Below are 15,258 nucleotides of genomic sequence, written 5' to 3' on the forward strand. Positions count from 1 at the left end.
ACGAATTCACCCCCGTCAGCCACGTCACGTGGCTCCTGATTGCCAACATCACCCTCTGCCTCAATCGATGACCAAAATTCCCCAACACCTTCTAACGCCGGCCCTGCTGGCACCCTACCTGCAGGCGGTAACGCAGGAGTACAACCAGCGCCTTACGCCTCCCGTTGGCGCACCGCCTCAAAAGTAAGAATGGCGGTAGCCGTGCTTACGTTCAGCGAGTCGATGGCCCCGCGCATGGGAATGATGATGGTCTGGTCGCAGGCCTGCAGCAGCTCGGGCGTAAGGCCATCGGCTTCGGTGCCCATCACCAGCGCCGTGGGGCCGCGAAAGTCGCAGGTGGTGTAGGGAACTGCTTTGTCGGTGAGGGCCGCGGCGTAGGTGCGGATGCCGTGCTGACGGCACCAGGCCAGCAACTCGGGGCGGGTGGTGGCAATGGTGGGCACCGTGAATGAGCAGCCGATGCTGCTGCGGATGGCGTTGGGATTAAACAAATCGGTGCGCGGGTCGCAGACGATGACGGCCGTAGCCTGGGCTGCATCGGCGGTGCGCAGAATGGCGCCCAGGTTGCCGGGTTTTTCCACCGCCTCCAGCACCAGCAGCAGCGGGGCGGCCGGCAGGGGCAGCTGCGCCAGCGTGCGGTAGGGCGGCTCGGCCAGGGCCAGCACGCCATCGGAGCCCTCGCGGTAGGCTACCTTCTCGAAAACAGCCTTCGATACTTCGAACCACTCCGTTGAGCTACCCCCGAACAAGCCCCGCAGCTGCTGCTGGCGCTCTGCTCCGGCCAGCACGGGGCATACAAACAGGGCCGGCACCACTACGCCGGCACCGTGAGCAATGGTGAGTTCGCGCAGCCCTTCAATGATAGTGAGCCCCTGAGCGCGGCGCTCCGACGACTTCTGCTGGAGCTTAAGCAGGTTTTTGATACGCGGATTCTGGGGGCTGGTAATTGCGTCGGGCATGGGGAAGCGGACTAGCGGATGTGGCAGGCGGCCGGCGGGGCGTCGCCGCCGCGAAGATACGGACCGCGCTCCGGGCCGGCCACGGGGTAGGCAGCCTAGCGCCGCAGCACGTACCTTGCGGCCGGTATCGTTTCACTTGCCGCACCACCGCCGATGGGCCTTAAGCTAAACACGAAGATAATTCTGGGATTTATTATTGCCGTGGGCGTGCTGCTGCTGACCTCGGTTACCTCCTGGTACAGTATTCAGCAGCTTTCGTACTACACGCAGCAGGTAGAGCACACCTACCAGGTACTGCAGGGCACGGCCAACATCCGTACCCACATGCGCGACGCCCAGAGCCACATCCGCAGCTATCTGCTGCTGGCGGATACCACTGCCCTGACCAGCTTCCGGCAGCTGCAGCCCGAGGCCCACGCCGACTTTGAGCAGTTGCACCGCCTCACGCTCGATAACCTGCGCCAGCAAAGCCGCCTCGATACCCTGAAGCGGCTGATGGCTGATGAAATAGCCTACCTGGCTCGCTGGACCGACCGCCGCCCCAGCGGCGAAGCCGTGCGGGAGCTGGTACTCGGCGACCGGGACCGGCAGCTGCAGCTGCGCAATCTGCTGATCCGGGTGCGCCTCGAGGAAGAAGCCCTGCTGGCTCAGCGCCGGCAGCAACAGGATATGTACGAGAACATCACGCCTGTTGCCGTTGTGGTTTCGGCCGTGCTGGCCGCCCTCATTGTGCTGTGGCTGTTCCGGCAAATTACCCGGGAGGTGCGGGCCAATGAAGCCTTACAGCAGGAGCTCTCGCGCAGCAACGACGAGGTGGCCCGCCGCATCCAGATTATTGAGGCGCTGGCCAACCGGGTGGTGCAGGGCGACTACACCGTGAAGATTACCGACCAGGAGCAGGACAGCCTGGGCAACCTGGCCACGGCCCTCAACCGCATGACCCAGACCCTGGATACCAACTTCACGGCCCTGGAAAACCGCAACCGCGAGCTGGACCAGTTTGCCTACGTGGCCTCGCACGATCTGAAGGCCCCCCTGCGCGGGGTAGTGACGGTGGTGAAATGGATTGAAGACGAGCTGCCCCACGAGCTCAGCCCCCAGATGCGCCAGTACCTGGAGATGATGAAAGGCCGCCTTTACCGCCTCGAAGACCTGATTAACGGTTTGCTGGCCTACGCCCGGGCCGGCCGCACGGAGCAGAAGCTGGAGGAAGTGAGCGTGCAGCAACTGGTGCAGGAGGTAGCCGAGCTGGTGGTGCCGCCCACCTTCCGGGTTGCCACCCCTACCCCCCTGCCTACCTTCGTTACCGACCGGCTCAGTCTGCAGCAGGTGTTCACCAACCTGATGGGCAACGCCGCCAAGTACCATCACCGTCCCGATGGCCTGATTACCGTAACCTGCCGCGACATGGGGGAGTGCTACGAGTTTCGGGTGCAGGACGACGGCCCCGGCATTGCCCCCCAGTTTCACCAGAAAGTTTTCCTGATGTTCCAGACCCTGCGCGACCGGCACACGGCGGAAAGCACCGGTATTGGCCTGAGCATCGTAAAACGCATCATCGAGGAAAGAAAAGGCACCATCCACCTCGAATCGGCAGAAGGCGCCGGGGCGTCTTTTATCTTCACTTGGCCGAAGTGAGGGTAGGCGGGTAAGAAGGTGTGAGGGTAGGAGTTATACAAGGGGGGTGGGGTAGGGAGGCAGGAAAACGCTGCTTTCCAGCCCACACGAAGCAGAAAAGCACTGCTCCCGGCTTTCCAACCCCATCACCGGCCTACCTTCACCTTACTCCTCAAACCACTCCTACCTCGACCCCCTCACGCCCTCTTACCCTCTTACCCTCCTACCCTCTTCCTATGCGCTCCGTACTACTGGTTGAAGACGACTTTTTTGACACCATGACGGCCCAGAAGGCCTTCGAGAAATTTAGTGTACCCCACAAGCTGTACACGGCTTTCAATGGCCTGGAGGCCCTGGATATGCTGCTGGGCACCAACGGCGTGGAGCCCATCCGGCCCCTGCCGGAAGTAATTCTGCTGGATTTGAACATGCCCAAGATGAACGGCCACGAGTTTCTGGCCGAGCTTCGGACCAACCCCGAGTTAAATGCCATTCCGGTATTTATTACCACTACCTCCGGCATGGATGTGGACCGACTCAGCGCCCAGAACCTGGGAGTAAGCGGCTACATTTTGAAGCCCCTCGATTTTGAAACCAGCGCCAATATGGTAGACAGTATTAATTTGCTGGAAAAGCTGCTGCGGTAGCCGTTTTTCACCTCTTTTTCCGGCCGGGTATGGAATTGGTATTTCAAAATCAGCATTGCGCCATATTCTTCGATCCGGTCACCCGCTGCCTCCACCAGACCTGGACGGGCTTTGCCACCGGCGAGCTGCTGCGGGAAGCCCACGAGGCTACCCTGGTACTGCTCAGCCGCCACGGCGTGCAGCAGGTCCTGGCCGATACCCGCGAAATGCGCACGATCTTGCGCACCGACCAGCAGTGGATTACCGACAATTTTTTTCCGCGGGCCCTGGCCCGGGGCTACCGCCGGGTGGCCATCGTCATATCGGCTGATATGTTCAACCAGCTTTCCGTGCGGGCCATTCTGGACCTGGTTTTGGGGCAAAGCCTGTTCACGGCCGAGTATTTCGGCAACCTGGAAACAGCCCGGGAGTGGCTTATTCAGGAGACCTGAGCTGCTATTGGGTAGGCTTTGCTTCCCCAAACCCACCCGGACCTCTCTTCTTTTCCGACCTGGAAGGTTGCATATACAGCTAAAACGGATTAATTCGTTGGGTTCTTGGGCCGGGCACCTTCACGAAGGACCGGCTGTTAAGGAAAACCCGTTGGTCCGGCCGGCCCTTCCGGATCAGAGCAGGCAGCGGCTCATCTTTGCCTCACGCTCCGGGCCGACGTTGTCACCCCACTGCTTTACCTGCCTGTATGGTACTTCGCCTTCTCCCACTTGTGTTGTTTTTGTGCGCGGCAGCCGCACCCACTTTTGCCCAACAAACCCCACGGGAACTGAACACCCTGCCCGGTACCCCGCAACCGGCCACTCCGGCCCAACCGGCTCCCGTACCTACTACGGCTACCCCGGTCCCCGCCGCCCCTGCCGCCGTAGCCTCACCTGATTCAGCCCGCCGCCCGGCGCCGGGGCAGTTGCCCGCGGCTACTACCAGCCGCTACGCTGTGGGGCTGAAAACCGGCCAGGTAGTGCGCGCCTACGATGTAGAAGTGAAACAACCCATTCTGGGCCGCACCTTTTTGCTGGTAGATGGGCAGCAGCGCCTCGACCTGAACGACGTGCGCTACTACGAGGATGAAACCGGCTTTTATGTGCGCACTACCCTGCCCGGCCGCTCCAAGCGCGAAAGCACGCTGCGCCGCGACCGGGTGGGCCGCATCAGTCTGTACTCCATCACGCGCCAGCAGTACACCAATGGCCCCTACGGCTACAGCCCGTACGGCATGGGCCGCTATGGGTACGGCTACCCCTACGGGGGCTACGGCGGGTTTGGGGGCTACCGCACGGTGCGCCAGGAATACTTCAGCAAAGACAATGGCCCCATTGAGGACCTGAGCGTGCGCAACCTGCAGCTGGCCACCGCCGATAACCCCGGCGCGCAGCAGCTGCTGGCCAATGCCCGCCGCTACCAGACCCTTACTACCCTGAGCTACGTAGGCGCGGGGGGCCTGCTGCTGGCGGGCGTGCTCTCCAGCTTCGGCGGAAGCAACGGAGCCTCCGTGTCGCCGCTGATGTACGCGGCTATTCCGCTGGCTGTGGTACCGCTGGTTATTGGCGGCAAGCAGCAGAACAACATCAAGCAGGCTATTCTGCTGTACAACCGGGGCCAGTAGGGCAACATCCTTTTAACCAAGAAAGCCCCGGCGCCTGCGCAGCCGGGGCTTTTTTGTGGAGGCGCCCTAACCCCATCGGCAGCAAGTTGCGTAGGCAGAAGCGTGGCCTCTTCTTCCCTACCCCTCTCCGCCGACCCAACCTATTTTGCCCGCCAGGAACTGGCCCTGTGGGTGCACGAGCGGCTGTGCGCCGAATACGGGGCGCCGTTCCGGTTTTTCAGCTCCAAAGACCCGCTTAGTGAGCTGATCAGCTCCCTGCTTTCGCACCGCACCCGCAACCAGGATTCGCACCGGGCTTACCAGCAGTTGCGGGCCCGCTTCCCGACCTGGGATGAGGTGCGCGACGCTCCTACGGCCGAGGTGGAGGAGGCCATCAGCCCCTGCACCTGGCCTGAGCAGAAGGCCCCGCGCCTGCAGCAGGTGCTGCGCGAGGTAGGCCAGCGCTGTGGCGGCCCCTGCAACCTGGAGTTTCTGGCCGCGCTGCCCATTCCGGAGGCCCGGGCCTGGCTGGAGCAGCTGCCCGGGGTAGGCCGCAAAACCAGCGCCGCCGTGCTGCTGTTCAGCACCCTGCGCCTACCCGCCATGCCCGTGGATAGCCACCACCACCGCGTGGCCCAGCGCCTGGGCTTGATTGGGCCGAAGGTGGGCGAGGCCGCCGCGCACGCCCTGCTGGAAGCGTTGCTGCCCCTCGGCTGGGACGCCCAGCAGGTGTACGACCACCACGAGGCCCTAATGTTCCATGGCCAGAAATGCTGCTACTTTCATACTCCCGCCTGTGGCCGCTGCGTGGTACTGAGCCGCTGCCCCTTCGGGCAGGCTCGCGTGAATACGTAACTTCTCCTACCTTGCCTTCCTTCCTCCATCTCCTGCCTGCTGCCTCATGAAAACGACTTACGGCCTGCCCGCTTTACTTTCTGCTTTTTTCCCCGGCCTGGGCCAGTTAATAAAAGGCCAGATTCTGAAGGCCATCTTCATCTGGCTGGTGGGCGGGGCGGTTGGGTTTCTGCTGAGCTGGACGATTATCGTGCCTGTGGCCCTGTGGGCCTGGAACGTGTACGACGCCTACAACGACCCCGCCTGAGCAGTGCCCGTGCTACACCTGAAAGCCAGGCCCAACGGCCGCCGCAACCAGCTGGAGGTAGCCCCCGACGGCAGCGTAACTGTGCGCCTGAACGCGCCGGCCCAGGATGGCAAAGCCAACGCCTGCCTGCTGGGCTACCTCGCCGAGGTATTTGGGGTAGCCAAATCCAGCCTTACGCTGCTCAGCGGCCACACGGCGCCCTTCAAGAAAGTAGAAGTAGGGGGCCTTTCGCCGGCGGAGTTCGAGGCAGTGCTGGCTCGTTTTCGGGGGTAGGCAAAGGCAGCGCATAATGCATCTTTCGGCGTAAAGGTTGCGTTGAACGGTTCAGTTCCGGCTTTTAGCCGGGTTCCGTCCTTCTCTCTCCCCTCTCTTTCCATGATTGATTTTCCTACCTGGGCCGTAGCAGGCTTCTGGGGCCTGGTTTCCGGCTCAGCCCTGCTGCTGGGCGCGGCCATCGGCTACTTTGCCCACGTGCCACAACGCCTGATTGCTGCCATCATGGCCTTTGGCAGCGGGGTCCTGATTTCTACCTTATCGTTTGATTTGATGGAGGAAGCCTACCGGCAAGGCGGCTTCGATGCGACGGCCGTGGGCTTTGTGGGCGGAGCGGCCGTGTACACCTTCGCTAACTGGCTGCTGGCCCGCCAGGGTGCCAAAAACCGCAAACGCTCCGGCAAGCACCAGGCGCGGGAGCGCCAGGCCGTGCAACAGGGCCAGACGGAAGCCTCCGACCCTGGCTCCGACAACGGCATGGCCCTGGCCATTGGGGCCCTGCTCGACGGGATTCCGGAAAGCATTGTGATTGGGCTGAGTATGCTGGCCGGCGGAGCCGTGAGCATGGTGGCGGTGGTAGCCATTTTCCTGAGCAACTTGCCCGAGGGCCTGAGCAGCGCGGCCGGCATGCGCAAGGCGGGCCGCACGCCGGCCTACGTGCTGGGCCTCTGGGCCGGTATTGCCCTGGTTTCGGGGGTTGCTTCGCTGGTAGGCTACACCGTGTTCAGCGGCTTTTCCTCGGAAGTGGTGGCCGCTACCACGGCCGTAGCGGCGGGGGCCGTGCTGGCCATGATTGCCGATACCATGATTCCGGAAGCCTTTGAGGTGGCCCACAACTTCACGGGCCTGATTACGGTGCTGGGCTTTCTGGTGTCATTTGTCCTCAGCAAGCTGGGCGGGTAGCAACGGTTGCCGCGGCAGCAGCCTACCCTAGCTTTCAGACTTAACCAAGCGCCAGCATTCCGAGGGGGCCTAAATCTGCGTAGCTTGCAGGTATCGACTTATTGTACGGATACCTATGCCCGCTACGCCCGACCCGTCTGCTATTCAACCGCTGCTGGAAGCCCTATCCTTCTCGCCCGATAACCTGGCCCTGCGCAAGCACGTGGCGGGCCTGCTGGTGCAAGCCGGCCGCCTGCCCGAAGCCGAAGACCTCTACCGCACCGGCCTGCGCCAGGCCCCCGACGACCCCGACCTGCAGCTGGGCCTGGCCGAAACCTACGCTGGTATGGGCAAAACGTCGGCGGCGTTTGTGGTGGTGGAAGAGCTGCTGGCCGCCCGCCCCGAGCACGCCCGGGCCCATCTGCTGCACGCCCGCCTGCTGCTTGCTACGGAGCAAGTAACGGCGGCCCGCGAGGCCTACCACACGGCCCTGCACTACAACCCCACCCTGGAAGATGCCGAGCTGGCCGGCCGCCTGCGCGGCAGTGCCAGCGCTACGGCCCAGCCGGCCCACGGTGGGGCGCCTACCCCCCTCCCCGGCACCAACCCCGATACCTCAACCGGCTCCGACGATGATTTTGGCAGCCTGGAGCAAAACCTGTTCAGCGGCCTGGAGCGCCCCAAAATCACCTTTGCCGATGTGGGTGGCATGGAGGCCATCAAGGAGGAAATCCGGCTGAAGATTATTCACCCCCTGCAGTTCCCGGACCTGTACAAAGCCTACGGCAAGGCGGCCGGCGGTGGGCTGCTCCTGTACGGCCCGCCCGGCTGCGGCAAAACCCACCTGGCCCGCGCTACGGCCGGCGAGGTGCAGGCCAGCTTTATTCACGTCGGCATCAACGATATTCTGGATATGTGGCTGGGCAACAGTGAGCGGAACTTGCACCAGATTTTCGAGCAGGCCCGCCTGCAGGCGCCCTGCGTGCTGTTTTTTGATGAGGTAGATGCCCTGGCGGCCAACCGCCACGATTTGCGCCAGAGTGCGGGCCGCACCGTCATCAACCAGTTTCTCTCGGAGCTGGACGGCGCCACCCGCTCCAACGACGGCGTCCTGATTCTGGCCGCCACCAACGCGCCCTGGCACCTCGACTCCGCCTTCCGCCGCCCCGGCCGCTTCGACCGGATTTTGCTGGTTACCCCGCCCGATGAGCCCGCCCGCGAGGCCGTGCTGGAGGTGCTGCTGCAAGGCAAGCCCGTGGCACCCTCGGTTAATCTGCGCAAGCTGGCCGCTCAAACCGCCGGCTTTTCCGGCGCCGATCTGCAGGCCGTGGTAGATGTGGCCGTGGAAAGCCGCCTGCGCGAATCCATGAAAGCCGGCAAGCCCCTGCCCCTGGAGCAGGCTACCTTTCAGGAGGCCATCGGCAAAGTAAAGCCCAGCACCCGCGAGTGGTTCGCCACGGCCAAAAACTACGCCCTCTACTCCAACGAAGGCGGCGTGTACGACGACATTCTGGTGTATCTGGGCATCAAGAAGCCTTCGGCGTAAGCAGAGCCGCCGATGGAAGAAGTTCGCGCTACTAAATGGCAGGAGGCGGTGCGGCATCTGCTGGCCGTGTGCCGGCCGGAGCAGGCCGAGCAGCTGGTGCGGCGGCACTTAGCATCTCATCCGCTGGATGCTGCTGCCCACGAGCTGCTGGGCCTGGTGCTGCTCAACGTGCCCGGCCGGGAAGCCGAGGCACAAGCCGTCATTCGGGAGGCCATTGGCCTGGACCCGCAGCAGCCTGACGCGCACTATTTCCAGAGCGTGACCCTGCTGCGCAGTTCCCAGCCGTTTGCCGCCCTGCAGGCCATTGACGAGGCCCTGCGCCTTAACCCGCGCAACGCCACGTATTTCGGCTACAAGGCAGTTATCCTGAATGCTCGCCGGCAGCCCGAGCCGGCCCTGCAGGTGGCGGATGCGGGCCTGGCTTATAACCCGGGGCATCTGGAGTGCTTGTACCAGCGTATTCGGGCCCTGCAAGCCCTGCGCCGGCAGGAGGCCGCAACCCAGACAATCGGGCAGCTGGCCCGGTGGCACCCCACCTCCTTCCTGGCGCACTACCTGTTGGGAGAAGAAGCGGAGCGCCAGGGCCACACCGCAGCAGCGGCTTCTCATCTGCAGGAAGCCCTCCGGCTCCATCCCCACAGCACCCAGGCTCAACAAAAACTGATGCCTGTGTTGGCGCAGCTGGGGCGGGCGGCCCGGCAGCGCGGGGAGGCAGAAGCGGCCCGCGCCTACTTCTGGCAAGCCTGGCACCTGCAGCCCGGCAACCCCGATACGCAGCGGGAAATAGAACAGCTCGCCCAGCACAGCTACTGGCTGAAACGGCAGCTGCTGCGGCTTGATGCGTGGTCGGAGGCGGTGCAGCACAACCTGAAAAAAGGCAAGCCGCGTGCTTTCCTGCAGCTGTATCTGGTAATGGTGCCGCTGATAGCCGTGTTTTGTCTGCCCTTGCTGCTGGCTATGCTTTACGCTACCGTGCAGTGGCGGCTGCACCCCGATGTACGGCTGCTGCGGCAGCACTCGCGCCGCGCCACCGTGGGCCGGGTGGCGCTGGAGGTAGGCGCAGGACTCCTCATACTGGGGCTGATGGTAGCATTTCGGCTTTGGCTTGATAGCGTACCGGAGGAGGTCATCCTGCTCCTGCTGTTACTGCTGGCAGGTGTAGGTGGCATCTGGGTGCGGCGTGAACGGAAGAAAACGTCTTCGCCCCAGCCCCAATAACCCATTCTGTTTTCTCTTCCCCGACCCTCTTCTACCCCCATGGAACAAGCCAACTGGCCCGACCGGATTTTACTGCTGCTGCGCCAGGGCCGGGCGGCGCAGGCCGAGCAGGAGCTGCGCCGCATACTGCGCCAGGAGCCCAACGATGCCCTGGCCCATGCCTGGCTGGGCATGGCCCTGCTGGACCTGGGGCAGCTGCCCGAGGGACAGGAGCACATTGAAATTGCCATTGGCCTGGCCCCGGAGTTCGACTTTGCTTACTACCTGCTCAGCCTGGCCCACCAGCGTCAGCACCGCCTTTCGGAGGCCCAGGAAGCCATTGAGGAAGCCCTTCGTCTCGACCCCACCGACCCCAACTACCACCACACCCTCGGCCTGATTCGGTTTCAGCGGGGGCAGTGGGAAGGCGCGCTGCGGGCCGCTGAAATGGGCCTGGCCTACGACCCCGAGCACGTGGACTGCCTGGGGCTGCGGGGGCGCTGCCTGGCCCGCCTCGGTCGCGCCCAGGATGCCGAGGCTTCCCTGCAAACCGCCCTGCGCCACGACCCCGACGATGCCGGCACCCACGCCGACGCCGGCTGGGTAGCCCTGGAGGCCGGCCGCCACCGCCAGGCCCTGGAGCACTTCCGCGACGCCCTGCGCCGGCAGCCGACCTCCAACTACGCCCGCGAGGGGTTGGTGGAATCATTAAAGGCGCAGTACTGGCTGTACCGGGCCTTCCTGCGTTTCACCGTCTGGACGGAAAAGCTGGGCGGCGGCACGCGGCGTCTGCTGTTCATTGGGCTGTATGTGCTGGTGCGGTTTGTGCCGGTGCTGCTGCCTGTTTACCTGCCCTTGGTGTTCATGAGCTGGTTTGCCGACCCCATGTTTAATGGGCTGCTGCTGCTGAACCCCTACGGCCGCCATGCCCTTTCGGAGCCGCAGAAGCGGCAGGCCCTTGCGTTTCTGGGGGTACTGCTGGGCGCTACGGCCCTGCTTACCACCGCCACCTTCACTTCCCTGCCCGGGCTGGGCATTTTGGGTGGCAGCCTATTGGCAAGCCTGTTCCCGCTAACGGTAGCGCTGCGGCCCCACGCTACCCGCCGGGCCCGCACCTGGGCTATTGTGGCCGCTACCCTGCTGCTGGTGCTGGGGGTAGCCGGCACCGGAGCCAGTTTCCTACTGCCGGAGGCAGGTATTGAGAAAGGTTTGGTGGGGCTACTGTTCATTATCTGGCTGGTGTACCTGTGGTCCACGGCCCTGAGCTAGCGGGTGTTCCGGCGGGGCGCTCGGCAGCCAGCAGCGCATAAGAAAAGGCCACCGGATTCCCCGCCGGTGGCCTTTTCTTTATTGCCTCTCACCCTTCTATGTTACCTACTGCCGGAGAGGCACCCCAGGATTCCCCGGCCTGGAGCTGTGGCAGCAGGCGTTGCTGTTACACGTTTTCCGGCGTTAGCTCGCGCCGGTACGTGCGCTCAAATTCCTCATCAATGTGATAGGTGGATTCCTCGTGCTGGCTTAAATCCAGGCCCAACTCCTCTTCCTGCACTTTTACGCGCAATCCGAAGATACGGTCGGTGATTTTCAATAAAATCCAGGCGCCGCCGAACGAATAGGCAATAACGATGACCAGGCCCAGCAAATGGTAGCCGAACGTGGTAAAGGTGCCGTGAATCAGACCTACCTTATCGGCAAACACGCCCGTGAGCAGCATGCCCACAATGCCACCCAGGCCGTGGCAGGGAAACACGTCCAGGGTATCATCAATGGTAGTGCGCGAGTTTTGCCAGTGCACGGCGGCGTGGCTGATGAGGGCGGCCAGCACCCCAAACAGAATGCTTTGCCCATACCCTACGTAGCCGGCCGCGGGCGTAATGGCCACCAGCCCCACTACGGCCCCGGTGCAGGCCCCTACCGCCGTGGGCTTGCCGCCCCGGGCTACCTCAATCAGCACCCAGGCAATGAGGGCGGCAGCCGAGGCCAGGTTGGTATTCACGAACGACAGGGCTGCCAGTTCGTTGGCTCCCAGGGCCGAGCCGGCATTGAACCCAAACCAGCCAAACCACAACAGCCCGGTGCCCAGCAGTACGTAGGGCACGTTGGGGGTAGAGAAAGACGAGCTGCGCAGGCTGGCCGAGCGGCGACCCAGCACCATAGCCCCGGCCAGCGCGGCCACGCCGGCCGAAATATGCACCACCGTACCGCCCGCGAAATCGAGCACGCCCCACTTACGCAGGAAGCCCTCGGGGTGCCAGGTCCAGTGGGCCAGCGGGCAGTAAATAAACAGGCTGAACAACACCATAAAGGCCAGATAGCCTTTGAAACGCACCCGCTCGGCAAAAGAGCCGGTAATCAGGGCCGGGGTGATGATGGCGAACTTCAGCTGAAAGGCGAAGTAGAGAATAAACGGAATGGTAGCGGCGAAAACCGGATTAGGCGCTGTGCCCACGTTGCGCAATAGCGCAAACGTGCGCGGGTCCCCGATAAGGCCGTACCAGGAGTCGCCGTAGCAGAGCGAAAAGCCCACGAAGTAAAAAAGCACCGATACCACGCCCAGAGCCACAAAGCTTTGCAGCATGGTACTGATAACGTTTTTGGGCCGCACCATGCCTCCATAAAAAAAAGACAGGCCAGGGGTCATAATGAGCACAAAGGCGGTGGCCGTCAGCATCCAGGCTACATCGGCCCCGTTGAGCGAGCCGGGCGCGGCCGCCGGATGCGGTACTTCTACCAAAGCGGCTACCAAGGCCAGCACCAGCAGAGTTCCCAGCATCAGTAAGCTAAGGCCAGGACGGAAGGGGGCAGCTTTAGCGTTCATAACATGTTTTTCAGAATACTACTATCGTTTTCAAAGGCAATATATCAAATATCATAGGTTATTATTCCATATACCCCCTAAAAGTATAGGCATCTTGCAAAAATCACCTTATTATCAGCCCATACCCCCTCAAAAAACTACACCCTAACCAAAGCAAGCTGCCTGGCTTGAAATACGCACTTCATCTTGTCAGATGATGGACGGCTCAATCCAGGCAGCTTGTTTATGGGGGCCAGCACACTTGTGCTACCTGTTTTGCAGGAGGCAGCAGCTTTTCGCCGCCGACTTTCGGTATTTCGGTACGGTTTCCGGTGTTTTAGGCCAGCCCCACAATGTTCTCCAGGTATTTCTGCCCGGAGCCGGTATTGAGCAGCAGCACCCGTTCCTCGGGCCGCAGCCAACCAGTACGGAACAGGTGGCGGGCCGCCATCCAGACGGCCGCTCCTTCCGGCGCCACAAACAGGCCTTCTTCCTTGCCTAACTCACGCAGGCCCTCCAGCATTTGCTCGTCGGTGATGGGTAGGGCCAGGCCCTTCGATTCGCTCAGCACTTCCAGCATCAGCGGCTCGCCCAGGGGGCGGGGCACGGCCAAGCCATTGGCAATGGTGGGCTGGCCCACGTAGGCGTGGCAGTTGGGCTGGCGCCCGGCCCGGGTTTCAACCAGCGGGCAGCAGTTGGCGGCTTGCACGGCTACCATGCGCGGGAGCTTCAGGGTGGCGGGCAGCCAGCCCAGCTGCTGCATTTCGCGGAAGGCCTTCCAGATACCGATAAGCCCCGTGCCGCCGCCGGCCGGGTACAGCAGTACGTCGGGCAGCTCCCAGTTCAGCTGTTCGGCAATTTCGTAGCCCATGGTTTTCTTGCCTTCGAGGCGGTAGGGCTCTTTCAGGGTTGACACATCGAGCAGCTCGCCGGCCGCGTTCAGCTCCCGCACCCGGGCGGCGCAGTCGTTAATCAGGCCGTCCACCAGGTGCACTTCGGCCCCGTACCAGTAGCACTCCTCCTTAAAGGCCTGGGGGGTGTGGCGCGGCATCACCACCACGGCCCGCATGCCGGCCCGGGCGCAGTAGGCCGCCATTGCCACGCCCGCGTTGCCCGCCGTAGGAATGATGCAGCCCGTCACGCCCAGCTCTTTGGCTTTGGAAATGGCCATGCTCAGCCCCCGGGCCTTAAAGGAGCCCGTGGGGTTCTGGCCCTCATCTTTGAGTTGCAGGTCGTGGAAGCCGTAGCGGGCTGCCAGCCGGGGCAGGGCCAGCAGCGGCGTCCAGCCCTCGCCCAGCGTTACCCGGTTTGCCTCGTCGAGCAGGGGTAGCAGGGCGGCGTAGCGCCACATGGAGTTTTCCGGGGCTTGGATGCCGGCCGCTTTTGATAACGGTTCCTGCAGCTCGTAGTCGGCTATCAGGGGCTGGGCGCAGCAGGCGGAAACGCGTTGCAGGCTGAAGGCCGGGTAGGGGGCGCGGCAGGCGGCGCAATGCAGCTTTTGCAGACGCGAGGTGGTAGCGAGCAGGGTAGTCATAGCGTGGAGTTCAACGCAAAACTGCCCCGGGGTTATGCCTCCTGCAAACGGCAAATTGGAATAGGCTATTCCCGTTTGGAATAGTGACGCCGCGCAAACTGCACGAATTCCTTGTAGGGCAGGTTATTCTCAGTACCCTTGCGCTGCACGAAATCGAAGTGACGTACCAGGTTCAGGTCCCGGATGGCTACCTCCACCAGCTCACCGGCTGCCAGCTCCTTCATCACCGACTGCCGGGGCAGGAAGGCCAGGCAGGTATCTACCCGCACAAAGTTTTTCAGGGCCTCGGTGCCGCCCAGGCGCACTTTCACGGGCAGGTCAGTCAGGCGGATGCCTTTTTCGGCCAAGGCTTCTTCCAGCACGGCCAGCGTACCCGAGCCCGTTTCGCGCAGGGCCACCGGAATCCGGCGCAGGTCCTGGGCCTGCAGCTCGTGGCGGTGCAGGGGGTGGCGGCCCGAGCACACGGCCACTACCTCGTCGGTGAGCAGAGGCGTGTAGGTTACGTTGCTGACTTTGTGAATGCCCTCAATGATGCCCAGGTCGATTTCGTGCTCCAGCAAGGCCTTCAGGATGTTCTCGGAGTTGCGGTTTTTGAGTGTGAGCTGGGTATGCGGGTAGCGGCCCAGGTAGGCCGAAAGCACCGGCGGAATCACGTACAGTGAAATGGTAGTACTGGCCCCGATAACCATGTGCACCTGCGGCGAAAACCGGGGGCTGAGCTCCGTGATTTCCTGGTGCAGCTCGTGCTGCAGCTGCCGGGCCAGCAGCAGCTTGCGGTACAGCAGCTCGCCGGCCGGCGTGAGCTGAATACTGTTGCCCAGGCGCTCAAACAGCCCCGTTTTGTAGTGCTCTTCCAGCGCCTTCACCTGCTTGCTTACCGCCGACTGGCTAAGGAACAGCGTTTGCGCTGCCTTGGTAAAACTGAGTTGCCGGGCTACTTCCAGGAATATTTCGTGCGGGTGGGAAAGCATGGCCGGAAGGTAGGGGAATGCGCCGGTAAGGCAAGTAGCTTAAAGAGCCCTCAGCGCTGCTTAGAGCCATATCAGAAAAAATATGTGTAAAATTTTGTCATGCACTTGATAAGTATTCAGAGAGTAATTGGTAGGTTTCGGTCCCTATGCTACTGTG

The 15,258-nt window shown here is 62.7% G+C and carries 15 protein-coding genes; 11 read left to right on the forward strand and 4 right to left on the reverse strand.

Annotated elements, in window-relative coordinates:
* Window positions 1–152: 152 nt before the first annotated feature.
* Window positions 153–959, reverse strand: a complete 807-nt coding sequence (locus tag GGU46_RS15740; protein ID WP_183404526.1) for a TrmH family RNA methyltransferase — start codon at window positions 957–959, stop codon at window positions 153–155.
* A gap of 153 nt (window positions 960–1,112) precedes the next feature.
* Between GGU46_RS15740 and GGU46_RS15745 the strand changes: the two genes are divergently transcribed.
* The 11 genes from GGU46_RS15745 to GGU46_RS15795 all read left to right on the forward strand — a co-directional run bounded on the left by GGU46_RS15745 (window position 1,113) and on the right by GGU46_RS15795 (window position 11,068).
* Window positions 1,113–2,597 carry a sensor histidine kinase gene (locus GGU46_RS15745; protein WP_183404527.1) on the forward strand — a complete coding sequence of 495 codons (1,485 nt, stop codon included), beginning with the start codon at window positions 1,113–1,115 and terminating at the stop codon, window positions 2,595–2,597.
* Window positions 2,598–2,812: 215 nt separating this feature from the next.
* Window positions 2,813–3,223 (forward strand): response regulator, encoded by a 411-nt coding sequence (locus GGU46_RS15750; RefSeq protein WP_183404528.1) that lies wholly within the window; start codon window positions 2,813–2,815, stop codon window positions 3,221–3,223.
* 29 nt (window positions 3,224–3,252) lie between these two features.
* Entirely contained in the window at window positions 3,253–3,654 is a 402-nt protein-coding gene (locus tag GGU46_RS15755) for a SpoIIAA family protein (RefSeq protein WP_183404529.1), read from the forward strand.
* Window positions 3,655–3,902: 248 nt separating this feature from the next.
* Window positions 3,903–4,820, forward strand: coding sequence for a hypothetical protein (locus GGU46_RS15760; RefSeq protein ID WP_183404774.1), 918 nt, complete (start codon window positions 3,903–3,905; stop codon window positions 4,818–4,820).
* Between the two features lie 102 nt (window positions 4,821–4,922).
* Window positions 4,923–5,654, forward strand: coding sequence for an endonuclease III domain-containing protein (locus GGU46_RS15765; protein WP_317171925.1), 732 nt, complete (start codon window positions 4,923–4,925; stop codon window positions 5,652–5,654).
* Between the two features lie 46 nt (window positions 5,655–5,700).
* The gene (locus GGU46_RS15770) at window positions 5,701–5,901 is read left to right on the forward strand and encodes a hypothetical protein (protein WP_183404530.1); all 201 of its coding nucleotides are present in this window, start codon (window positions 5,701–5,703) and stop codon (window positions 5,899–5,901) included.
* A gap of 9 nt (window positions 5,902–5,910) precedes the next feature.
* Window positions 5,911–6,174 carry a DUF167 domain-containing protein gene (locus GGU46_RS15775; protein ID WP_183404531.1) on the forward strand — a complete coding sequence of 88 codons (264 nt, stop codon included), beginning with the start codon at window positions 5,911–5,913 and terminating at the stop codon, window positions 6,172–6,174.
* A gap of 102 nt (window positions 6,175–6,276) precedes the next feature.
* Entirely contained in the window at window positions 6,277–7,077 is an 801-nt protein-coding gene (locus GGU46_RS15780; RefSeq protein ID WP_183404532.1) for a ZIP family metal transporter, read from the forward strand.
* Between the two features lie 115 nt (window positions 7,078–7,192).
* The gene (locus GGU46_RS15785) at window positions 7,193–8,602 is read left to right on the forward strand and encodes an AAA family ATPase (RefSeq protein WP_183404533.1); all 1,410 of its coding nucleotides are present in this window, start codon (window positions 7,193–7,195) and stop codon (window positions 8,600–8,602) included.
* A gap of 12 nt (window positions 8,603–8,614) precedes the next feature.
* Window positions 8,615–9,820, forward strand: a complete 1,206-nt coding sequence (locus GGU46_RS15790; protein ID WP_183404534.1) for a tetratricopeptide repeat protein — start codon at window positions 8,615–8,617, stop codon at window positions 9,818–9,820.
* A gap of 39 nt (window positions 9,821–9,859) precedes the next feature.
* The gene (locus GGU46_RS15795) at window positions 9,860–11,068 is read left to right on the forward strand and encodes a tetratricopeptide repeat protein (protein WP_183404535.1); all 1,209 of its coding nucleotides are present in this window, start codon (window positions 9,860–9,862) and stop codon (window positions 11,066–11,068) included.
* Between the two features lie 166 nt (window positions 11,069–11,234).
* On the opposite strand, the gene GGU46_RS15800 is transcribed toward GGU46_RS15795, so the two are convergent.
* The 3 genes from GGU46_RS15800 to GGU46_RS15810 form a co-directional block, all read right to left on the reverse strand.
* Window positions 11,235–12,572, reverse strand: coding sequence for an ammonium transporter (locus GGU46_RS15800; protein WP_183404536.1), 1,338 nt, complete (start codon window positions 12,570–12,572; stop codon window positions 11,235–11,237).
* A 361-nt stretch (window positions 12,573–12,933) separates the two neighbouring features.
* Window positions 12,934–14,130, reverse strand: coding sequence for a threonine synthase (locus tag GGU46_RS15805; RefSeq protein ID WP_183404537.1), 1,197 nt, complete (start codon window positions 14,128–14,130; stop codon window positions 12,934–12,936).
* 65 nt (window positions 14,131–14,195) lie between these two features.
* Window positions 14,196–15,101: a LysR family transcriptional regulator gene (locus GGU46_RS15810; protein ID WP_183404538.1), complete on the reverse strand. Its 906-nt coding sequence runs from the start codon at window positions 15,099–15,101 to the stop codon at window positions 14,196–14,198.
* Window positions 15,102–15,258: the final 157 nt, after the last annotated feature.

The sequence above is a fragment of the Hymenobacter latericoloratus genome (assembly GCF_014199535.1).
GTDB lineage: Bacteria > Bacteroidota > Bacteroidia > Cytophagales > Hymenobacteraceae > Hymenobacter > Hymenobacter latericoloratus.

Excerpts from the sequence above, each read along its gene's own strand:
- GGU46_RS15810 (WP_183404538.1), bottom strand. The coding sequence starts at position 15,101 with ATGCTTTCCCACCCGCACGAAATATTCCTGGAAGTAGCCCGGCAACTC.
- GGU46_RS15770 (WP_183404530.1), top strand. The coding sequence starts at position 5,701 with ATGAAAACGACTTACGGCCTGCCCGCTTTACTTTCTGCTTTTTTCCCC.
- GGU46_RS15750 (WP_183404528.1), top strand. The coding sequence starts at position 2,813 with ATGCGCTCCGTACTACTGGTTGAAGACGACTTTTTTGACACCATGACG.
- GGU46_RS15805 (WP_183404537.1), bottom strand. The coding sequence starts at position 14,130 with ATGACTACCCTGCTCGCTACCACCTCGCGTCTGCAAAAGCTGCATTGC.
- GGU46_RS15780 (WP_183404532.1), top strand. The coding sequence starts at position 6,277 with ATGATTGATTTTCCTACCTGGGCCGTAGCAGGCTTCTGGGGCCTGGTT.
- GGU46_RS15795 (WP_183404535.1), top strand. The coding sequence starts at position 9,860 with ATGGAACAAGCCAACTGGCCCGACCGGATTTTACTGCTGCTGCGCCAG.
- GGU46_RS15785 (WP_183404533.1), top strand. The coding sequence starts at position 7,193 with ATGCCCGCTACGCCCGACCCGTCTGCTATTCAACCGCTGCTGGAAGCC.
- GGU46_RS15755 (WP_183404529.1), top strand. The coding sequence starts at position 3,253 with ATGGAATTGGTATTTCAAAATCAGCATTGCGCCATATTCTTCGATCCG.
- GGU46_RS15800 (WP_183404536.1), bottom strand. The coding sequence starts at position 12,572 with ATGCTGGGAACTCTGCTGGTGCTGGCCTTGGTAGCCGCTTTGGTAGAA.
- GGU46_RS15790 (WP_183404534.1), top strand. The coding sequence starts at position 8,615 with ATGGAAGAAGTTCGCGCTACTAAATGGCAGGAGGCGGTGCGGCATCTG.
- GGU46_RS15760 (WP_183404774.1), top strand. The coding sequence starts at position 3,903 with ATGGTACTTCGCCTTCTCCCACTTGTGTTGTTTTTGTGCGCGGCAGCC.
- GGU46_RS15740 (WP_183404526.1), bottom strand. The coding sequence starts at position 959 with ATGCCCGACGCAATTACCAGCCCCCAGAATCCGCGTATCAAAAACCTG.
- GGU46_RS15745 (WP_183404527.1), top strand. The coding sequence starts at position 1,113 with ATGGGCCTTAAGCTAAACACGAAGATAATTCTGGGATTTATTATTGCC.